Raw genomic sequence first — 17,409 nt, 5'->3', positions numbered from 1 at the left:
AAAGTTCCGTTTACGAATTCAAACAGATGAAAGCGTGCCAGGTAGCAGGCAAAGTTGACTATGTAAACCTGAAAACCAACCAGCTTTTGCAGACGTTTCCACTGGCGAGCGAGTTCATTTTTGAAAACCAATACGCTACTTATCGTGGGGACAAGCGCGCGGTGGACGCAGAATACTACACCTACTTCGACCATAAAGTACTGCCATTCCCCAGCAATGAGCAAATGGTTTTCGATACTGGTGAAGACGTGAAAGCCAAACTCAAGGACATTATCACGAGAAACAGATTGCGGCGGGAATAGCCGAACCGCGGTTTAAATAAATATTAAAAGAGCGCATTTGGTTTTCCTTATGCGCTTTTTTAGTTAATTTTGCGTCCGAATTATATTTACCGATTATGTCAAATGTAAAAATTGGATTGGTACAAATGTCCTGCGAAGCTGATAAACAGGCTAACCTTGATAAAGCCATCCGTGAAATCAGGATTGCCGCTGAAAAAGGCGCGCAAATCGTTTGCCTTCAGGAGTTGTTTACGTCGTTATACTTCTGCGATGTGGAGGATTATGACAATTTCAAGCTGGCAGAACCGATTCCGGGGAAATCCACTGCCGCACTTTCGAAAGTGGCGCAGGAACTAAACGTTGTGATTATTGCTTCTCTTTTTGAAAAAAGGGCTGAAGGCCTATACCACAATACCACTGCAGTAATTGATGCCGATGGGAAGTACCTCGGCAAATACCGCAAAATGCACATTCCGGACGACCCTGCATTCTATGAAAAATTCTATTTTACGCCCGGCGATCTGGGTTATAAGGTATTCAATACCAAATTCGCGAAGATTGGCGTATTAATTTGCTGGGACCAGTGGTATCCGGAAGCAAGCCGCATTACTGCATTAATGGGCGCCGATATCATGTTTTACCCAACCGCCATTGGCTGGGCCACAAACCAGGACGAGGAAACAAACAAAGACCAATATGAATCCTGGCAGCTGATCCAGCGTTCCCATGCCGTGGCGAACGGCATTCCCGTTGTCAGTGTAAACCGCGTTGGCTTTGAGCAGGACGGTGCGATGAAATTCTGGGGCGGCAGTTTTGTAGCCAACGGACAGGGAAAATTGATGTATCTTGCTTCCCACGACAAAGAAGAAACCACTGTTGTAGACATTAACCTCAACGATGCCGACCATTTCCGGATGCATTGGCCGTTTCTACGCGACCGGAGGATCGACAGTTACCAACCGATCACGAAACGGTTTATTGATGAGGATTAATTAGCCAATCAGATAATTAGCGAATGCAACAATTAGACAAAACACCTCGTGAATTGGGCTTCCACTTCCCTGCCGAATTCGAAAAACAAGACGCTTTATGGCTGTCCTGGCCGCATAAGGAAGCCTCATGGCCGGGAAAAATACATTTGATTTACAACTCTTATTGCGAGTTTATCCTTAGGGTAGCATCGCATCAAAGAGTTTGCATAAACGTTGCCGATCAGGCAATGAAGGATTTTGCAGTGAATACAATCCTGCAGTCTGCGTTCGGAAAAAAAGTGCCTGTAGAAAGCCTTTTCGTAAATATCTATTTCTATTTCCACGCTACTAATGATGCTTGGTGCCGCGATCACGGTCCCGCTTTTTTGGTAAACCGTGAAACCAAACAAAAAGTAATTGTAGATTGGGGCTATAATGCCTGGGGAGGTAAATATCCCCCGTATGATCTCGATGACAATATCCCAACTTTAATAGCCAAAGAACTGAACATTCCCGTTTACTATCCGGATATCGTCATGGAAGGCGGTAGTGTGGAATTCAATGGAAAAGGCACTTTGCTCACCACAACGGCATGTCTTTTGAATAAAAACCGAAACCCGCATTTAAACCAAAGCCAGATTGAAAATTACCTCAGTGATTATTACGGCGTAAACCATATTTTATGGCTTGGTGACGGCATCGTGGGAGATGACACTGACGGCCATATTGACGACATCACCCGTTTCGTGAGTGATGACACTGTGGTAACTGTTGTTGAGGAAAATCAAAACGATGAAAACTACGAACTGCTTCAGGAAAATCTTAAAACACTGAAGGGAATGCGTCTTGAAAACGGCAAACAGCTCAATATTGTGGAGCTACCGATGCCAAAAGCAGTGGTGTATGACGACCAGCGTCTTCCGGCTTCTTACGCCAATTTCTATATTTCAAATGAAAATGTAATCGTCCCGATTTTCAATGACGATAAGAATGATACTAAAGCGCTGGATATCCTTCAGGATTGCTTCAAAAGCAGGAAAGTCATCGGAATTGATTCTGTGGATTTGATCTGGGGCCTTGGAAGTTTCCATTGCCTTAGCCAGCAGGAGCCCTCGGCTTAATTTTCAGTAAATTTTTCGAGTTCCTTTGCGCTGATGCTGTCATGTGACGCATGAAACACCGCTTTTCCATTTCTGATTACAATCAGTTGTGGAGACTGGTGTGTGATGCCAAAACGTGATGCTACTTCATTAGAAACCTGCCTGTTTTCCAGTAAATCCAGGTAGTAGAGGTCTATTTTATTCGCATCTATATTGTATTCTTTCTCGAATTGCTTTAACACAAACCGGCTAATACCGCAACGTGTGCTGTGTTTGAATATCGCAACGGACTTCGAAAATGAGTCGTTTTCGAGTGTGTCCAATTGGATGAGATTTTCCAACGGAGTCCAAATAGAGCCGTTTTGAATTCCATTTATATCTTCTTTCTTGCTGAATAAACCCATACTTGTCGTGTTTTAAGACATTTTGTCTTTATTTATAAGGCTTCGCGCGACATTTTGTCTGCTAACCGCTGTTGGAATATAATTTGACCAAAGCCATGCAAAGTTACACAATCGACATTACAAACTAAAGCCTTTTAGGGATTCCTTAAGGCAAAAAATATAAAACATGAACATAAACAAATTTACAATCAAATCGCAGGAAGCTATACAGAAGGCACAGCAGCTTGCGCAAAGTTACGGCCATCAGCAAATCGAAAACGAGCATTTAATGAAGGCTATTTTCGAGGTTGATGAGAACGTGGCGCCGTTTCTTCTAAAAAAATTAAATGTAAACGTCCCGTTATTCGAGCAGGTGATTGACAGCAGCCTCCAGCACTTTCCAAAAGTTTCCGGTGCAGAAATCATGTTTTCACGAAACACGGCTACCACGTTGAATGATGCCGAAATTATCGCGGGCAAAATGAACGATGAATTTGTTTCCATCGAGCATCTTCTACTGGCCATTTTCAATTCGAAAAGTAAGATTTCCCAAATGTTGAAAGACCAGGGTGTAACGGAAAAAGGTTTAAAATCCGCTATCGATGAATTGCGTAAAGGTGAAAGGGTTACCTCCGCATCTGCCGAAGAAACCTATAATTCACTAAACAAATACGCTAAAAACCTAAATGAACTGGCGGCGAACGGCAAGTTGGATCCTGTTATTGGACGCGATGAGGAGATTCGGCGCGTATTGCAAATCCTAACACGCCGTACGAAAAACAACCCAATGCTGGTTGGCGAACCAGGTGTGGGTAAAACCGCTATTGCTGAAGGGCTCGCACACAGGATTGTTGACGGCGATGTACCGGACAACCTTAAAGATAAAATCGTTTTTTCACTTGATATGGGCGCGCTGATTGCCGGAGCAAAGTACAAGGGAGAATTCGAAGAAAGACTAAAGTCCGTGGTCAAAGAAGTCACCGCGGCGGAGGGCGACATTGTTCTTTTCATTGACGAAATTCACACGCTTGTCGGTGCCGGTGGCGGTGAAGGCGCTATGGACGCCGCGAATATACTCAAACCTGCATTAGCAAGAGGAGAACTTCGCGCCATCGGAGCAACTACTTTGGATGAATACCAAAAATATTTCGAAAAAGATAAAGCACTTGAACGTCGTTTTCAAAAGGTTCTAATTGACGAGCCGGATACGGAAAGTGCGATCTCCATTTTGCGTGGTATCAAGGAAAAATACGAAACGCACCATAAAGTCCAGATTAAGGATGAGGCCATTATCGCTGCAGTAGAATTGTCACAGCGCTATATTACCAACCGTTTTCTTCCGGACAAAGCGATCGACCTGATGGACGAGGCAGCATCAAAACTTCGGATGGAAATTAATTCCAAACCGGAAGAACTTGATGTACTGGACCGCAAAATCATGCAGCTTGAAATTGAGATTGAAGCGATCAAACGCGAAAATGACGAAAGCAAGCTGAAAGGCCTCGGCATGGAGTTGGCCAACTTAAAAGAAGACCGCAACGAAATTTTCGCAAAATGGAAATCAGAAAAAGACGTGGTCGATAACATCCAGGCCGTTAAAACCGAAATCGAAGATTTCAAATATGAGGCCGAACGTGCGGAGCGCGAAGGGGACTACGGAAAAGTAGCGGAAATCCGTTATGGAAAAATAAAGGACGCACAGAAGAGGCTTGACGAATTACAGCAACAGCTTGCTGAAAATCAAAGTGGCGGTACTTCTTTAAACAAAGAGGAAGTTACACGTGAAGACATTGCTGAAGTTGTGGCAAAATGGACCGGAATCCCTGTCGTTAAAATGCTTCAGGGAGAACGCGAGAAATTGCTGAAACTCGAAGAAGAATTACACAAACGCGTCGTTGGACAGGAAGAAGCCATTGAGGCAGTGAGTGACGCCGTCCGCAGGAGTCGTGCCGGTTTACAGGATGCTAAAAAACCAATTGGCACCTTCCTGTTCCTGGGAACTACCGGAGTTGGTAAAACCGAATTGGCAAAAGCACTGGCCGCTTACCTTTTCGATGACGAAAGTGCGATGACGCGGATTGACATGAGCGAATACCAGGAGCGCCATAGTGTAAGCCGCCTCGTTGGAGCGCCTCCCGGATATGTAGGGTACGAAGAAGGCGGGCAATTGACGGAAGCGGTTCGCAGAAAACCCTACTCGGTAGTATTGTTGGACGAAATTGAAAAAGCACATCCCGACACGTTTAACATCCTATTGCAGGTACTGGATGAAGGAAGGCTTACAGACAATAAGGGACGACTTGCTGACTTTCGGAATACGATTATCATCATGACTTCCAATATGGGAAGTGAAATCATACAGGAGAAATTCGCAAACCTCAAAGGTGGCATTGAAGCGGCTACGGAAGCGGCGAAAATCGAAGTTTTGGGCTTGTTGAAACAAACCGTCCGTCCGGAGTTTATCAACCGGATTGATGACATCGTAATGTTTACGCCATTGACTGAAGCCGACATACGTGAGATTGTAGGAATTCAGTTGAAAGGCATTACCAAAATGCTCGCGCAGCAAAACATTACGCTTGATGCTACGCCGGACGCGATTGACTATCTGGCGCAAAAAGGTTATGACCCCCATTATGGAGCCAGGCCGGTAAAACGCGTGGTGCAAAAAGAAGTGCTGAACGAACTTTCAAAGGAAATTCTTTCAGGTAAAGTAAATACAGAAAGCATTATCCTTTTGGATAGCTTTGATGGAAATCTGGTCTTCAGGCAGGAATAAAAGATTGGTAATCACAAAAGACGTCACTTCGGTGGCGTTTTTTTTTTTGTCAACAACGGCCAAACTTTAGTATTCCTTTCACAAAGAATGAACACGGATTAATTAACTTTAAGAATGTTAACTTAAAAATAGATATCATGAACAAAAAAATTGCAATTTTGTCGACACACGGATTTGAAGAAAGTGAATTGGAATCTCCGAAAAAGCACCTTGAAAAACAGGGATGGACAGCTGATATCGTAAGTCCTGAAGCGGGCACCATAAAGTCGTGGGCAGAGAAAAACTGGGGAAAAGAATTTCCTGTGGATGTTGTATTAAAAGATGCTTCAGCCGATGATTATGATGCGCTCGTCTTACCGGGTGGTGTCATTAATCCTGACCAGCTGCGAACAAACAAAGCCGCACTTGATTTCATAAAAGCGTTCTTTAAGGCGGGAAAACCCGTTGCCGCAATTTGCCATGGGCCTCAAACATTGATCTCCGCGGGCCTCGTAAAAGGAAGGAAAATGACATCGGTGAAGTCAATCAGTATAGATCTTGTCAACGCCGGTGCGGAGTGGTCTGATGAAGAAGTAGTCGTCGACAACGGACTGGTCACCAGCCGTACGCCAAAAGACCTTCCAGCCTTCAATAAAAAAATGGTTGAGGAATTTTCAGAAGCCAGACACCATAGCGTGGTATAGCAGAAGTGGTTTGGACAAGAAAAACTCCGGGTTGTTCCGGAGTTTTTTTTGTGCGTAAAACTTATTTTTCCTTTGTGAACACGAAGTCCATACCGCCTGCCTTGAAATGCAGTTCTGAGCGGTCTGCACTAAATTCAAGTTCGATTTCCTCTTCGATCCTGAACTTATTTTCGCCATCAGCAGTCAGCGGTATCGGGCCTTCTCCATCAATCGTCGCCTCCAGGCCGCTTTCTGAAGCTATAAATTCCAATTTGGTCGGAATGAGCTTACTGGAGTATTTTCCTACATACGATTTCAACGACGCGTCTGCTTTACCATCTCCTTTTGGCGCCGGCGACCAGTTGTTATTTTTACTGTTGATATCAGGGAAAACATCATCCGGGTCAAGTAGTACTTTCACAATCTCTTCGTCGGTGTCGACTTTAAAAGACCAGTTTGCATTGCGTTGCCATATTTCTACCGGAAGCTTAATTCTTTTTGTCTTACCGCTAGTGGTTTTTACATCCAAAACGACCGGCATCGCCATTTTCTCTTTATTCTCAATGGTAATGATGGCACCATTTTTCGGGTCATTTTTTATATAACGGACGCCAGTAATACCCTGATCAAGCTCCCAGTTGTTGACAAACCAACCCCGCCAAAACCAATTGAGATCTTCTCCAGCGACATTTTCCATCGTCCGGAAAAAGTCGTCCGGCGCAGGATGCTTGAATGCCCACCGGGCAATATATTCCCTGAATGCACGGTCAAAACGTTCTTCCCCCAATATCTGCTCTCTTAAGATGACCAAACCCGCTGATGGCTTAAAATAAGCCAACGTCCCCAGATTTTTTTCCTTTAATCCATCAGGTGCGGTCATAATGGGTTCTAAATCCGGACTGGACATCATTTTCGACATAAAATCCATACCCATTTCGAAAGATTTAAACTCTGCATTATTGAAATCTTTGGAACTTATCGAATTCACGAAAGTGTTGAAACCTTCGTCCATCCACGCGTACAACCTTTCATTTGAACCTACAATCATCGGGAACCAGCTGTGCCCAAACTCGTGATCTGTCACTTCCCACAACTCGCCTTCCCGGGCCTTGTAATCACAGAACACGATTCCGGGATATTCCATTCCACCAGTAATTCCCGCTACATTTATCGCGGCTGGGTAGGGAAACTGGAACCATCTTTTAGAATAATTCTCAATGCAGGCCTTTGTGAATTCGGTGGATCTTGACCATGCCTTTTTGCCGTCGCTTTCTTTTGGATATGCTGAGATGGCCAGCGATTTTTTTCCGTCGGGTAAATTGATCCTTGCCGCATCGACTATAAACGACGCAGAAGAAGCCCAGGCTACATCGCGTGCGTTTTTTATGGCAAAATGCCAGGTCAATGTTGGCTTTCCTGTTGGCCTTGACGAAGGGTCTGTAACCTCATCGGCGGTGCGGATCATAACGGTCTTGTCGCTTTGTACCGCTTCTGCCCATCGTTTTTGCTGCTCAGCAGTATAAACCTCTTTCGCATTTAAAAGCGCACCGGAACATACAACAATATGGTTTGCCGGCGCCGTGATGCTTACGTCAAAATCGCCATATTCCAGGTAAAACTCCCCGGCACCCTGATAAGGAAGTGTGTTCCATCCGCGAAGATCATCGTAAACGCACATTCTGGGATACCATTGTGCTACTTCAAAAATCTTACCATTTTTGGTGTCCTGTATTCCCATGCGGTCAGACCCGAAAATTGGTGAAATAAATGAAAAATCAATCTTTAATTTCACAACGCCGCCGTTGCTCCCGACCGCCTGTGGAAGCAGGACCTGCATGCGCGTATCGTTAATAAAAAACTGCAAATCCTTTTCGGTGGTCTTACCATTTTCAACTGCAATTAACTTTACCGATTTTATCTTGTGTCCCCCATCGAAAACCTGTCCGTCAGCACCGTTGCGGCTGCCGGAAACCGGAATGACGGCATTGCCACGCGAATCTGCCCTGAATAAATTCTGGTCTACATTCAGCCAAAGGAAGTCCAACTTATCGGGACTGTTGTTCGTATAGGTAAGGATTTCCGAACCAGAAATCTCGCTTTTCTGTTCGTCAAGATTGGCCGTCAGCTTGTAATCAGCGCTATTCTGCCAGTATTTCGGGCCGGGCTGGCCGCTCGCAGAACGTGTTTCTGTACCGTTTGACGTATAAAACCCGGGGGCAAAGGCATCGTGGTAGTTATAACCTGCTGTTTCCGCTTGTGCTTCAACTTTCGCATAAGCAAAAAACAAAGCCGATACAAATACGGCTCTTAAAATTGATTCTTTCATATTCTTAAATTTCGGAAACAAATAAAAGAAAAAAACCGATACTTCATTCTAAATGGAAAGCCAATTAATTTACAATCATTTGTTTTGCCGTGGTAATGTGGTTTTCGCTAGATTTGTATAAACACCAAATTCAACAACATTGACAACCACAATTTCAAGCGAAGGATTTCAGGCTACGATTAAACACTTTGGCGCCGAATTAATCTCTTTAAAAAATCACGACAACACAGAATACCTTTGGGATGGAAATCCAGAATTCTGGGGCAAACATTCGCCGATTCTTTTCCCGATTGTGGGAACGCTAAAAGACAATAAATTTCAATATGACGGCGGGTCATATACCCTTTCGAGACACGGATTTGCAAGGGACATGGAATTTGAATGCGAAAAAGTTACTGCTGCCTCGGCGAGCTTTGTCCTGAAATCAAATGCCGAAACGTTGAAAAAATATCCTTTTCAATTTCTGCTTCGTATTGTTTATACACTTTCAGGTCCAAATCTTGAGATCGCGTACGAAGTGGAAAACCACACAAATTCCGAGATGTATTTTTCCATCGGTGCGCATCCCGCTTTTGCGTTACCCGGGAATTTCGAAGACTATTCATTGGCAATAAACGGGGTGGATGCCTTAAAATCTTTTACACTCCAAAACGACCTTATTTCAGGCGAAACTAAGACGACGAAAATAGACGGTGGAAAATTGCCATTGGATTACACTTTATTTGAACAGGACGCGTTAATTTTAAAGGATGTTCAATTTGATGCGATAACCATCTTGAAAAACGACAAGCCACTGCTCAACGTACACTTTCCATCCTTTCCTGATCTTGGACTGTGGACAAAACCCAATGCGCCATTTCTTTGTATAGAGCCTTGGTTTGGCTATTCAGACACTTCCGATTCGACAGGAAGGATTGAGGAAAAGCCTGGAATTGTTACATTGGGTTCCAACGAAACGTTTGCCGCAAAATTTAACATCGAAATAATCCATGATTGAGTTTGACTTTTCACCGTTTCCTGAAATCCAAACCGAACGCCTGTTACTAAGACGCCTTACGGCAGACGATGTGGAACCCATTTATAGATTGCGCTCCAATCCGGAAACAATGAAATTTGTGCCGCGCCCGTTGGTAAAAAACCATGAGGAGGCCATGCAGCACATCAGCCTGATTAATGACCTGATTGATAAAAACGAAGGCATAAATTGGGCCATTACGTTAAAAGGCAATCCCGAATTCATTGGAATAATCGGGTTTTACCGGACACAGAAGGAAAATCACCGGTCAGAACTGGGTTATATGCTGCTTCCTGAATTCAGCGGGAGGGGAATCACTTCAGAGGCGGTAAACGGTGCTTTGGAATATGGGTTTAATCAGATGAAACTGCATTCTGTTGAAGCGGTCATTGATCCGGAAAACTACGCGTCTGAACGTGTGCTGCAGAAAAATGGTTTCGTTAAGGAAGCACATTTTCTTGAAAATGAATTTTATGATGGCCGATTTCTCGACACGGTAATTTACGCTTTGCTAAAACGGAACTATAAAACCATACATTTTCCACATGAACGAATTTGAAAAACAGTTTGAGGAAATTCAAAGTTTCCTGAAATTTGGTGATTTCTCTATCCTGACCAAAAGGATTATCGACCTGACGCTCGACACTGAAGATGTCATTTTCTATAAAAAAGCCCATGATTTTCTGAATTGGCTGGACAATAATGCTCCTGAAAGTGAAGAAGGTATTGCAAAATTTCAGGCCATGCTCGATGGTCTGTACGGCGCCCTCTCCACAAAACCTATTTTGGAAAGAAAGTTACTGGTGCGCACTGACAAGGTTAAAAAAGATTATGGGGTATCAGGCTTTGCGCTGGGTCCTATTGACCTCGAATTGCGTCAGGGTGAGATTCTGGGGCTGGTGGGCGAGAATGGAAATGGCAAAACGACGTTGTTGCGTTTACTTTGCGGCGAGCTGTTTGCTACAAGCGGAGACGTGCACTACAATTTTCCCTATGATGATCTTTTTGACCTGAGGACACAATTGGTTTACATTCCACAGCGCACAGATACCTGGTATGGCCCAATGTTTGAAAACCTGCAGTTTACAGCGTCGTCATACGGTTATGCGCCAGAGGAAAATGAACTCGTGGTGTCGCTGATCATTGCGCGGCTGGGACTGAGAAAATTCAGGAATCACAGTTGGAAAAGCCTGTCATCAGGATATAAAATGCGTTTTGAACTCGCCCGAATGCTACTGCGAAAACCGAAAATACTATTGATTGACGAGCCACTTGCCAACCTGGACATCCTCGCACAGCAAACTGTGCTCGAGGATTTTAAATCGATTGCAAAATCACCATTCAGGCCTATTGGCATCGTACTGAGCTCGCAGCAGCTTTACGAAGTGGAAAAGACGTCAGATCAGGTGATATTCCTGAAACAAGGCGTCCAAAAGAATTTGCATGAAAATCCCGATACAGTATCGAACGATGTAGATGCTCCAAAAAATCCGGGCAGCCAGCTGGTGATTGAGTTTGAAAGTTCGCTAACGCAAAACGAACTTGGAGCCATTTTCGGAAGGCTTGACATGGTATCCCTGCAATTTAACGGTGGAACTTTTATCGTCACTTTTCCGGAGGACAAGACCGTTTATGACTTTATGACGCTTGTTGTGGATGCGAAAATTCCGCTGCTTTATTTCCGAAACATATCCAATTCAACCCGTCGATTTTTCGCTTCTTAAACCCGTCATTATGTTCAACAAAATCCAGAATTATCTGCTTATCAATCATCCCCTGCTTTGGAACACTAAAATTGTCCCCGCATTGGTTGCCGGCGTATTGTTCAATATCATCTTCTTCCTGCTCGGTTATTCTGAAGGGACAGTTTATTTTAAAGACAATGACTATTACTACGATGGCAACAGTGCGAGCATCATATTTTTCAGCGTGCTGATCTCCATACTTTTCTTTGTGGTTTGGATTGTTTATTACACCCGAAATAACGCATACAAGTCATTCTATCAACTCCAGAAATTTGCCCTTTATAAAGAATGGCTGATTATACTGGCCATTTGTATGCTTAATGTAAATTATACGCTCTCTTACCTAACCGGAAAAGAAGTCAGGGTACGAACATATTTTAGCTACGAAGAAACCAAAAAACGTTGTGAGACCATCGGCATGGCATCAGTGTTCATCGACGGCGGCCACTACACGCCTTCTGCTAACAGCAATGAGCCAAGGACGTTGGTTTTTAACGGACAGGAATATCCTGTTGGGTCGCTGATCAACAATAGTGGTCAAACATTCCGGATTTCAGGAAACGAAAATCCCGAACTGAAGGTAAAGAAACTAATGCAACAGGACAACCAGCAACAGATCAAAAAAATAATGCGTGACTATTTTGCGCTTATAAAAGAGCATGGGCTAAACACCAATCTAACGCCAGAACAATGGTTCGACATGACGTATAGCCATCCCCATTTTACAGATTATGAGCTCATTGGAAAAGGAAATGGAAACAATGACGGTTTAGGTTACACAGCCGGAAGTTATACCTATAACTTACCCCATAACGCATTGGTCAATGGCTACCAACGGATTTCAAATTCCTGGTTTAGCCCACTGATTGAAGACTCAACGATCCTTTTTACGCTCTACTTTGGGCTCGCTATTTCGATGCTGGTTTTCGGATACAAAGTGACAACAGGGCGGAATCTTTTGATTGCTGTAATTAGTTTCGGGTTGCTGTGGATTTTATTCGGTATCATGGCGGTACTGTCCAGCTCAGGAAAATTCATCCCTTATGCCTGCCTGATATTGGTCGTTGCGATGATGGCTTACTTCCTGTCCGTGATTAATAGCAATGAAGGAAAAAGAGTTTCCGGGATTGTGCTCAATATATTGCTCTGGTCGTTGGGCGCCGTATTGCCTATTATTTATTGCCTGCTAATGGATTACTACAGCAATACCGATCAAGGTATCCGGGATGGCGGTTATATTTACAGTAAGGTGCCACAGTACGAATGGCTTTTAGAACACCTCTCTGACTTTACATTCCTAAACATCCTGTTCATTGCATTATTTATGCTTTATATGACTGAAAATGTTCGAAAATGGAAGGGAACCGCGGAAAGTTAACTGGCAGTTGCGCAACCTTTGTACAAAAGAACAATCCTTTAAAAAACAAAAACCTCATTTATGAAAGCAATAAGAAAAAATTTATTTGTAAAAATGCTGATGCTTACGTTGTCTATCTCGTTGACCTCATGTCTTGGCGACAGTAATAACAGTCCAAACGAGTGTTACTATACGATCTATGTTGGCGTCACCGATGTAACAGGACCCACTACAGCGACGGTAAACCAGCAAATTACTTTAGACGTGACTTTTAATGTAGCAGATAGTTGCGGAAGTTTCCAGGCCTATTATGAGGAACCCACAAATACAAATGAAAAAACGATCACAGTACTGGCAAAGTATCTGGGATGTGATTGCACTGCCGGCGTTGTTACAAAAACGGTTCCATACAATTTTAAGGCACAAGCGACGGGAACCTACGTCTTGAAGTTTAAGATCACAAATACTACTTTCAAAACGGTTACGATTGTTGTGACCTAGTCTTTAAATCCGGGTAAGGTTTTTATGTACAATGCTTCGACTTTTTTTCGTGCCCATTCGGTTTTACGTAAAAATGTGAGGCTGGATTTGATACTTGGATTTTCACTAAAACATCTTATCCGTATTATTTCCGCCAGCGTATCAAACCCATAATGTGCAACCAGTTTCTCCAAAATCTGCTGCAGGGTAATTCCGTGTAACGGATCTTTCGAAGGCGGTTTTTCCATACTGATTTTTTTCCAAAAGTAATATAAAAAAAGAACCGCTGCCCCATCAAAGCAGCGGTTCCGGCTATTGATCTTAACCAATAACCCACCCATCTAACAACACTAGTAGAAAAACAAAACAGAATCTATAGAGAAACAGGTGTTATCTTTGGTCTAAAAAAGGAATTTCACTCCGACCTGAAGGCTTCCTAAAGTCCTATCCCCAACAGAATTCATTGGGTTTGCGTTAAACCCGAATTTCGTCGTTTTGTCGCCTGTGTCGGGCGTCTTGGTTGACATTCCCACATTTAGGATTGTGAAAGAGGTTTCAACGGTCATCCATTTGTTGATTACGTAGTCAAAACCGGGAGCCAGCTCGAGCGCTATGGAAGTTGTCTTTGAATCAGCCACCTTGTCTTTTCCGAACATCACAGGCAAAGCAGTCTGGCCGTAAAAAAACAAGCCCCCAGCTACATTCCAGTATTTCCTTACCAACGGTTTGATTACAAATGTATTCTCCTCAGAGGTAACAGCAACACCATTGTCATCCTTTGAATTTATTGTTCCAATTCCGACACCCACCGTGACTGACGGCGTTATGAATTTTCCAACGATGGGCAGAATCATATCCGATGTCTTTTTAGCATCCCCTGTTTTCTCAGAAGCATAGGAAACTTGTCCTGCCACCCACCAAATTCCTTTTAGACCTTCACTTTTTTCTTGTGCCTGCGCTGCAAAAGTCAGGAAAACCATTGCAGCTGCTAATAAAACTTTTTTCATCTTTATTTTGTTGTTTAAGATTATACGACAAAAGTACAGCCAACACTTTAGCATAAAAATGACTGATATCATGTGCCGGAAAGTTTTTTTTTGTGAATCCAGGTACAGGATAGCAGAATTACCCGATTGTTGCTATCTTTGCAACCCATGCAAAAAACGGTCAACATACTTAATAAACGCGCCCGTTTCGATTACGAAATTATCGAAACCTTCACAGCAGGCATCGTACTTACAGGAACAGAAATCAAATCGATACGCCTGGGAAAAGCGAACATTACAGAAAGCTTTTGCGAGTTCAACAATCAGGAACTTTTCGCGATTAACACTTATATTGAAGAATATACCTTTGGAAATCAATTCAATCACAAAGCCAGAAGTGAACGCAAACTACTATTGAACAAAAGGGAGTTAAAAAGCCTGGGCAGAAGTGTTCAGGCAAAGGGATTGACCATTGTCCCGCTGAAACTTTTTACCAACGAAAAAGGCATTGCCAAACTGGATATTGGTTTATGCAGGGGTAAAAAGACCTATGACAAACGGGAATCACTAAAGGAAAACGATACCAAACGTGATTTGGATCGAATCAAGAAAGCTTTTAATAACTAGAGCCTTTTCTTAGTTTTTATTTTCGAGCAAAGGCACAAAACGGAATTCCCCGAATTCATGCTTCTCAAACTGGGTTTCGTTTTTGCGGATTAACAACGTCATGATCTGATGGTCTTCTCCCAGCGGAATCACAAGCCTTCCCCCTATCTTTAATTGCGCCATTAGCGGTTTAGGGATGGTTGGCGCTCCGGCAGTAACAATGATGCTGTCAAAGGGAGCGTGGTTGGGTAGGCCTTTGTAACCATCGCCAAATGACAAATGCTTCGGACGGATTCCTAATTTAGGCAGCAAAACCGTTGTCTGCTTGAAAAGTTCGTTCTGTCTTTCAACACTATATACTTTCGCACCTAAGGCACACAGCACCGCAGTCTGATAACCCGATCCTGTACCAATTTCCAACACTTTATGATCGCGCCTCACTTCCAGCAACTGGCTTTGGAATGCTACGGTATAGGGCTGCGAAATGGTCTGGCCCGCGCCTATCGGAAACGCCTTGTCCTGATAGGCATAGTCCTCAAAACTGGAATTCAGGAACAGGTGTCTCGGAATTTTCTTAATCGCATCAAGCACGTTCTTATCGGTGATGCCCTTCTGTTCCAATACGGCGGCAAGCTGGTTCCGTAATCCTTGATGTTTGGCTGTATCTTTCAAAATTCGGGGAAGTATTATTTGGTAAAAATAAGAAAGTAAATGAATTCTGAAGGCAATGAAACTTTAAAGTTTAAACCTTAAAATTTACACAAATAGTCTTATTTTTGTTCACTCACGGCTGCGAAGCCTAACTGTTACAAATAAAAACACTCTTATATGCTTAAAGTAGGCGTTTTAGGCGCAGGCCACCTCGGAAAAATTCATTTGCGTTTATTGCAACAATCTGAAAAATATGAACTCGTCGGATTTTACGACGAAAACCATGAAAACGGCGAGAAGATAGCAAAAGAATTTGGTTACAAACAATTTCATACCATTGCGACATTACTTCATGCCGTAGACGTAATTGACATTGTAACGCCCACGCTTTCTCATTACAAATGCGCTAAAGTGGCCATAAAATCCGGCAAGCACGTGTTCATAGAGAAACCGATATCGAATAGTGTGGCTGAGGCAGAAGAAATTATCGCACTCTCGAAAGAATATAACATCAAAGGCCAGGTGGGTCATGTAGAGCGGTTTAATCCCGCTTTTCTGGCCACCAAAGACCTTGTCGAAAATCCAATGTTTATCGAAACGCACCGATTGGCTGAATTCAATCCCCGCGGTACAGATGTGCCCGTCGTGTTGGATCTGATGATTCACGATATTGATGTCATTCTGAGCGTGGTGAAATCAAAGGTGAAAACCGTCAATGCCAGCGGCGTTTCCATCCTAAGTGAAACCCCTGATATTGCGAACGCCCGAATCGAATTTGAAAATGGATGTGTTGCGAACCTGACGTCGAGCCGTATCTCGCTTAAGAACATGCGCAAGACAAGGTTCTTCCAAAAAGACGCCTATATTTCTGTCGATTTTCTGGAGAAAAAATGCGAAGTCGTAAAAATGAAAGACGCACCGGAAAATCCCGGTGATTTTGACATGATCCTGCAAAATGCGGAAGGCATCAGGAAACAAATTTATTTCGCCAATCCTGACGTCTCACAAAACAACGCAATCCTTGATGAACTCGAAACATTTGCCGACGCCATCAACAATGACACCACACCAGTTGTAACACTCGAAGACGGAACTGAAGCACTGCGTGTAGCATATCAGATCATCGAGAGCTCAAAAAAATAATTCCTGAAAAATCTAATTTCCCAATTGAAATGAAAAACATAGCCGTAATTGGAGCCGGAACCATGGGTAACGGTATCGCACACACATTTGCACAAAGCGGGTTTACCGTAAAATTAATCGACGTTTCTGAAAAGTCCATTGATCGGGGTATGGCGACCATCGCAGCCAATCTCGACAGAATGGTAGCAAAGGGTGTAATTTCTGAAGAAGACAAGCTCAAGACCATTGGCAACATCATTACTTACACCGACTTGAAAGATGGCGTGGCCGGGGCCGATCTAGTGGTTGAAGCCGCCACAGAAAATGTTGATCTAAAACTCAATATCTTCAGGCAGCTCAACGAATGCTGTGACCACAATACGATATTGGCAACGAATACCTCGTCCATTTCCATTACACAGATTGGTGCTGTAGTAAGCCATCCGGAGCGCGTCATCGGGATGCACTTTATGAATCCCGTTCCCATTATGAAATTGGTGGAAATCATCCGCGGTTACAATACCACGGATGAAGTGACCAAAATCATCATGGACCTTTCTGTAAAATTGGGAAAAGTACCGGTAGAAGTAAATGACTATCCAGGTTTTGTGGCCAACAGGATATTGATGCCCATGATCAACGAATCAATTGAAACCCTTTACAATGGTGTCGCCGGTGTGTATGAGATTGATACCGTCATGAAACTGGGAATGGCACACCCCATGGGACCATTGCAACTCGCCGATTTTATTGGGCTAGATGTTTGCCTTGCGATACTGCACGTGATGTACGACGGGTTTAAGAACCCCAAATATGCGCCATGCCCGTTGTTGGTAAATATGGTTCGCGCAGGGAAGTTAGGCGTGAAATCCGGAGAAGGATTTTATGATTACACCGAAAGTAAAAAGGCAGAGAAGGTCGCAAAACAATTTACTTAATCGGTTT

17 protein-coding genes and 1 pseudogene are annotated in these 17,409 nt (G+C 43.4%); 13 read left to right on the top strand and 5 right to left on the bottom strand.

Annotated elements, in window-relative coordinates; translation table 11 throughout:
* From CFE23_RS09925 to CFE23_RS09915, 3 genes and pseudogenes are all read left to right on the top strand, one after another.
* Nucleotides 1–302: pseudogene (locus CFE23_RS09925) on the top strand (hypothetical protein); the annotation flags it as partial.
* Between the two features lie 95 nt (nt 303–397).
* Nucleotides 398–1,273, top strand: coding sequence for a carbon-nitrogen hydrolase (locus CFE23_RS09920; protein ID WP_291087289.1), 876 nt, complete (start codon nt 398–400; stop codon nt 1,271–1,273).
* A gap of 23 nt (nt 1,274–1,296) precedes the next feature.
* Entirely contained in the window at nt 1,297–2,373 is a 1,077-nt protein-coding gene (locus CFE23_RS09915; protein ID WP_291087287.1) for an agmatine deiminase family protein, read from the top strand.
* Here CFE23_RS09915 and ytxJ read toward each other — a convergent pair.
* The gene (gene ytxJ, locus CFE23_RS09910; RefSeq protein ID WP_291087285.1) at nt 2,370–2,756 is read right to left on the bottom strand and encodes a bacillithiol system redox-active protein YtxJ; all 387 of its coding nucleotides are present in this window, start codon (nt 2,754–2,756) and stop codon (nt 2,370–2,372) included. The two genes, CFE23_RS09915 and ytxJ, sit on opposite strands and share 4 nt — an antisense overlap.
* Before the next feature lie 166 nt (nt 2,757–2,922).
* Between ytxJ and clpB the strand changes: the two genes are divergently transcribed.
* Nucleotides 2,923–5,514: an ATP-dependent chaperone ClpB gene (gene clpB, locus CFE23_RS09905; protein ID WP_291087283.1), complete on the top strand. Its 2,592-nt coding sequence runs from the start codon at nt 2,923–2,925 to the stop codon at nt 5,512–5,514.
* Between the two features lie 137 nt (nt 5,515–5,651).
* Nucleotides 5,652–6,197, top strand: a complete 546-nt coding sequence (locus tag CFE23_RS09900) for a type 1 glutamine amidotransferase domain-containing protein (protein WP_291087281.1) — start codon at nt 5,652–5,654, stop codon at nt 6,195–6,197.
* 61 nt (nt 6,198–6,258) lie between these two features.
* On the opposite strand, the gene CFE23_RS09895 is transcribed toward CFE23_RS09900, so the two are convergent.
* Entirely contained in the window at nt 6,259–8,502 is a 2,244-nt protein-coding gene (locus CFE23_RS09895; RefSeq protein ID WP_291087279.1) for a M1 family metallopeptidase, read from the bottom strand.
* Nucleotides 8,503–8,641: 139 nt separating this feature from the next.
* Between CFE23_RS09895 and CFE23_RS09890 the strand changes: the two genes are divergently transcribed.
* Genes CFE23_RS09890 through CFE23_RS09870 form a run of 5 tightly spaced genes read left to right on the top strand, consistent with a single transcriptional unit; the run spans nt 8,642 to nt 13,120 of the window.
* Nucleotides 8,642–9,499 (top strand): aldose 1-epimerase family protein, encoded by an 858-nt coding sequence (locus CFE23_RS09890; RefSeq protein ID WP_291087277.1) that lies wholly within the window; start codon nt 8,642–8,644, stop codon nt 9,497–9,499.
* Nucleotides 9,492–10,076, top strand: a complete 585-nt coding sequence (locus tag CFE23_RS09885; RefSeq protein WP_291087275.1) for a GNAT family N-acetyltransferase — start codon at nt 9,492–9,494, stop codon at nt 10,074–10,076. Before CFE23_RS09890 ends, CFE23_RS09885 begins: the two co-directional genes overlap by 8 nt.
* Nucleotides 10,063–11,241, top strand: coding sequence for an ABC transporter ATP-binding protein (locus tag CFE23_RS09880; protein ID WP_291087273.1), 1,179 nt, complete (start codon nt 10,063–10,065; stop codon nt 11,239–11,241). The genes CFE23_RS09885 and CFE23_RS09880 overlap by 14 nt, the downstream gene beginning before the upstream one ends.
* 10 nt (nt 11,242–11,251) lie before the next feature.
* The gene (locus CFE23_RS09875) at nt 11,252–12,640 is read left to right on the top strand and encodes a hypothetical protein (protein ID WP_291087271.1); all 1,389 of its coding nucleotides are present in this window, start codon (nt 11,252–11,254) and stop codon (nt 12,638–12,640) included.
* A 60-nt stretch (nt 12,641–12,700) separates the two neighbouring features.
* On the top strand, nt 12,701–13,120 hold the full coding sequence (locus CFE23_RS09870) for a hypothetical protein (RefSeq protein WP_291087269.1): 420 nt from the start codon (nt 12,701–12,703) through the stop codon (nt 13,118–13,120).
* On the opposite strand, the gene CFE23_RS09865 is transcribed toward CFE23_RS09870, so the two are convergent.
* Both CFE23_RS09865 and CFE23_RS09860 read right to left on the bottom strand, forming a co-directional pair.
* The gene (locus CFE23_RS09865) at nt 13,117–13,347 is read right to left on the bottom strand and encodes a VF530 family protein (RefSeq protein WP_291087267.1); all 231 of its coding nucleotides are present in this window, start codon (nt 13,345–13,347) and stop codon (nt 13,117–13,119) included. The two genes, CFE23_RS09870 and CFE23_RS09865, sit on opposite strands and share 4 nt — an antisense overlap.
* A gap of 153 nt (nt 13,348–13,500) precedes the next feature.
* Complete coding sequence (locus CFE23_RS09860) at nt 13,501–14,106, bottom strand: outer membrane beta-barrel protein (protein ID WP_291087264.1); 606 nt, start codon at nt 14,104–14,106, stop codon at nt 13,501–13,503.
* A gap of 147 nt (nt 14,107–14,253) precedes the next feature.
* Between CFE23_RS09860 and smpB the strand changes: the two genes are divergently transcribed.
* Nucleotides 14,254–14,712 carry an SsrA-binding protein SmpB gene (gene smpB, locus CFE23_RS09855; RefSeq protein ID WP_291087262.1) on the top strand — a complete coding sequence of 153 codons (459 nt, stop codon included), beginning with the start codon at nt 14,254–14,256 and terminating at the stop codon, nt 14,710–14,712.
* 9 nt (nt 14,713–14,721) lie between these two features.
* Here the strand turns inward: smpB and CFE23_RS09850 are convergent, their stop codons facing one another.
* A complete protein-coding gene (locus CFE23_RS09850; RefSeq protein ID WP_291087259.1) occupies nt 14,722–15,363 on the bottom strand; it encodes a protein-L-isoaspartate(D-aspartate) O-methyltransferase in 642 nt (213 codons plus the stop codon).
* Nucleotides 15,364–15,519: 156 nt separating this feature from the next.
* Between CFE23_RS09850 and CFE23_RS09845 the strand changes: the two genes are divergently transcribed.
* Both CFE23_RS09845 and CFE23_RS09840 read left to right on the top strand, forming a co-directional pair.
* The gene (locus CFE23_RS09845) at nt 15,520–16,485 is read left to right on the top strand and encodes a Gfo/Idh/MocA family oxidoreductase (protein ID WP_291087257.1); all 966 of its coding nucleotides are present in this window, start codon (nt 15,520–15,522) and stop codon (nt 16,483–16,485) included.
* Nucleotides 16,486–16,514: 29 nt separating this feature from the next.
* Nucleotides 16,515–17,402: a 3-hydroxybutyryl-CoA dehydrogenase gene (locus CFE23_RS09840; RefSeq protein WP_291087255.1), complete on the top strand. Its 888-nt coding sequence runs from the start codon at nt 16,515–16,517 to the stop codon at nt 17,400–17,402.
* Nucleotides 17,403–17,409: the final 7 nt, after the last annotated feature.

Source organism: Flavobacterium sp. BFFFF1 (assembly GCF_002256285.1).
In the GTDB taxonomy this organism is placed as follows: Bacteria; Bacteroidota; Bacteroidia; order Flavobacteriales; family Flavobacteriaceae; genus Flavobacterium.
This window is presented reverse-complemented; position numbering and strand designations above follow the sequence as displayed.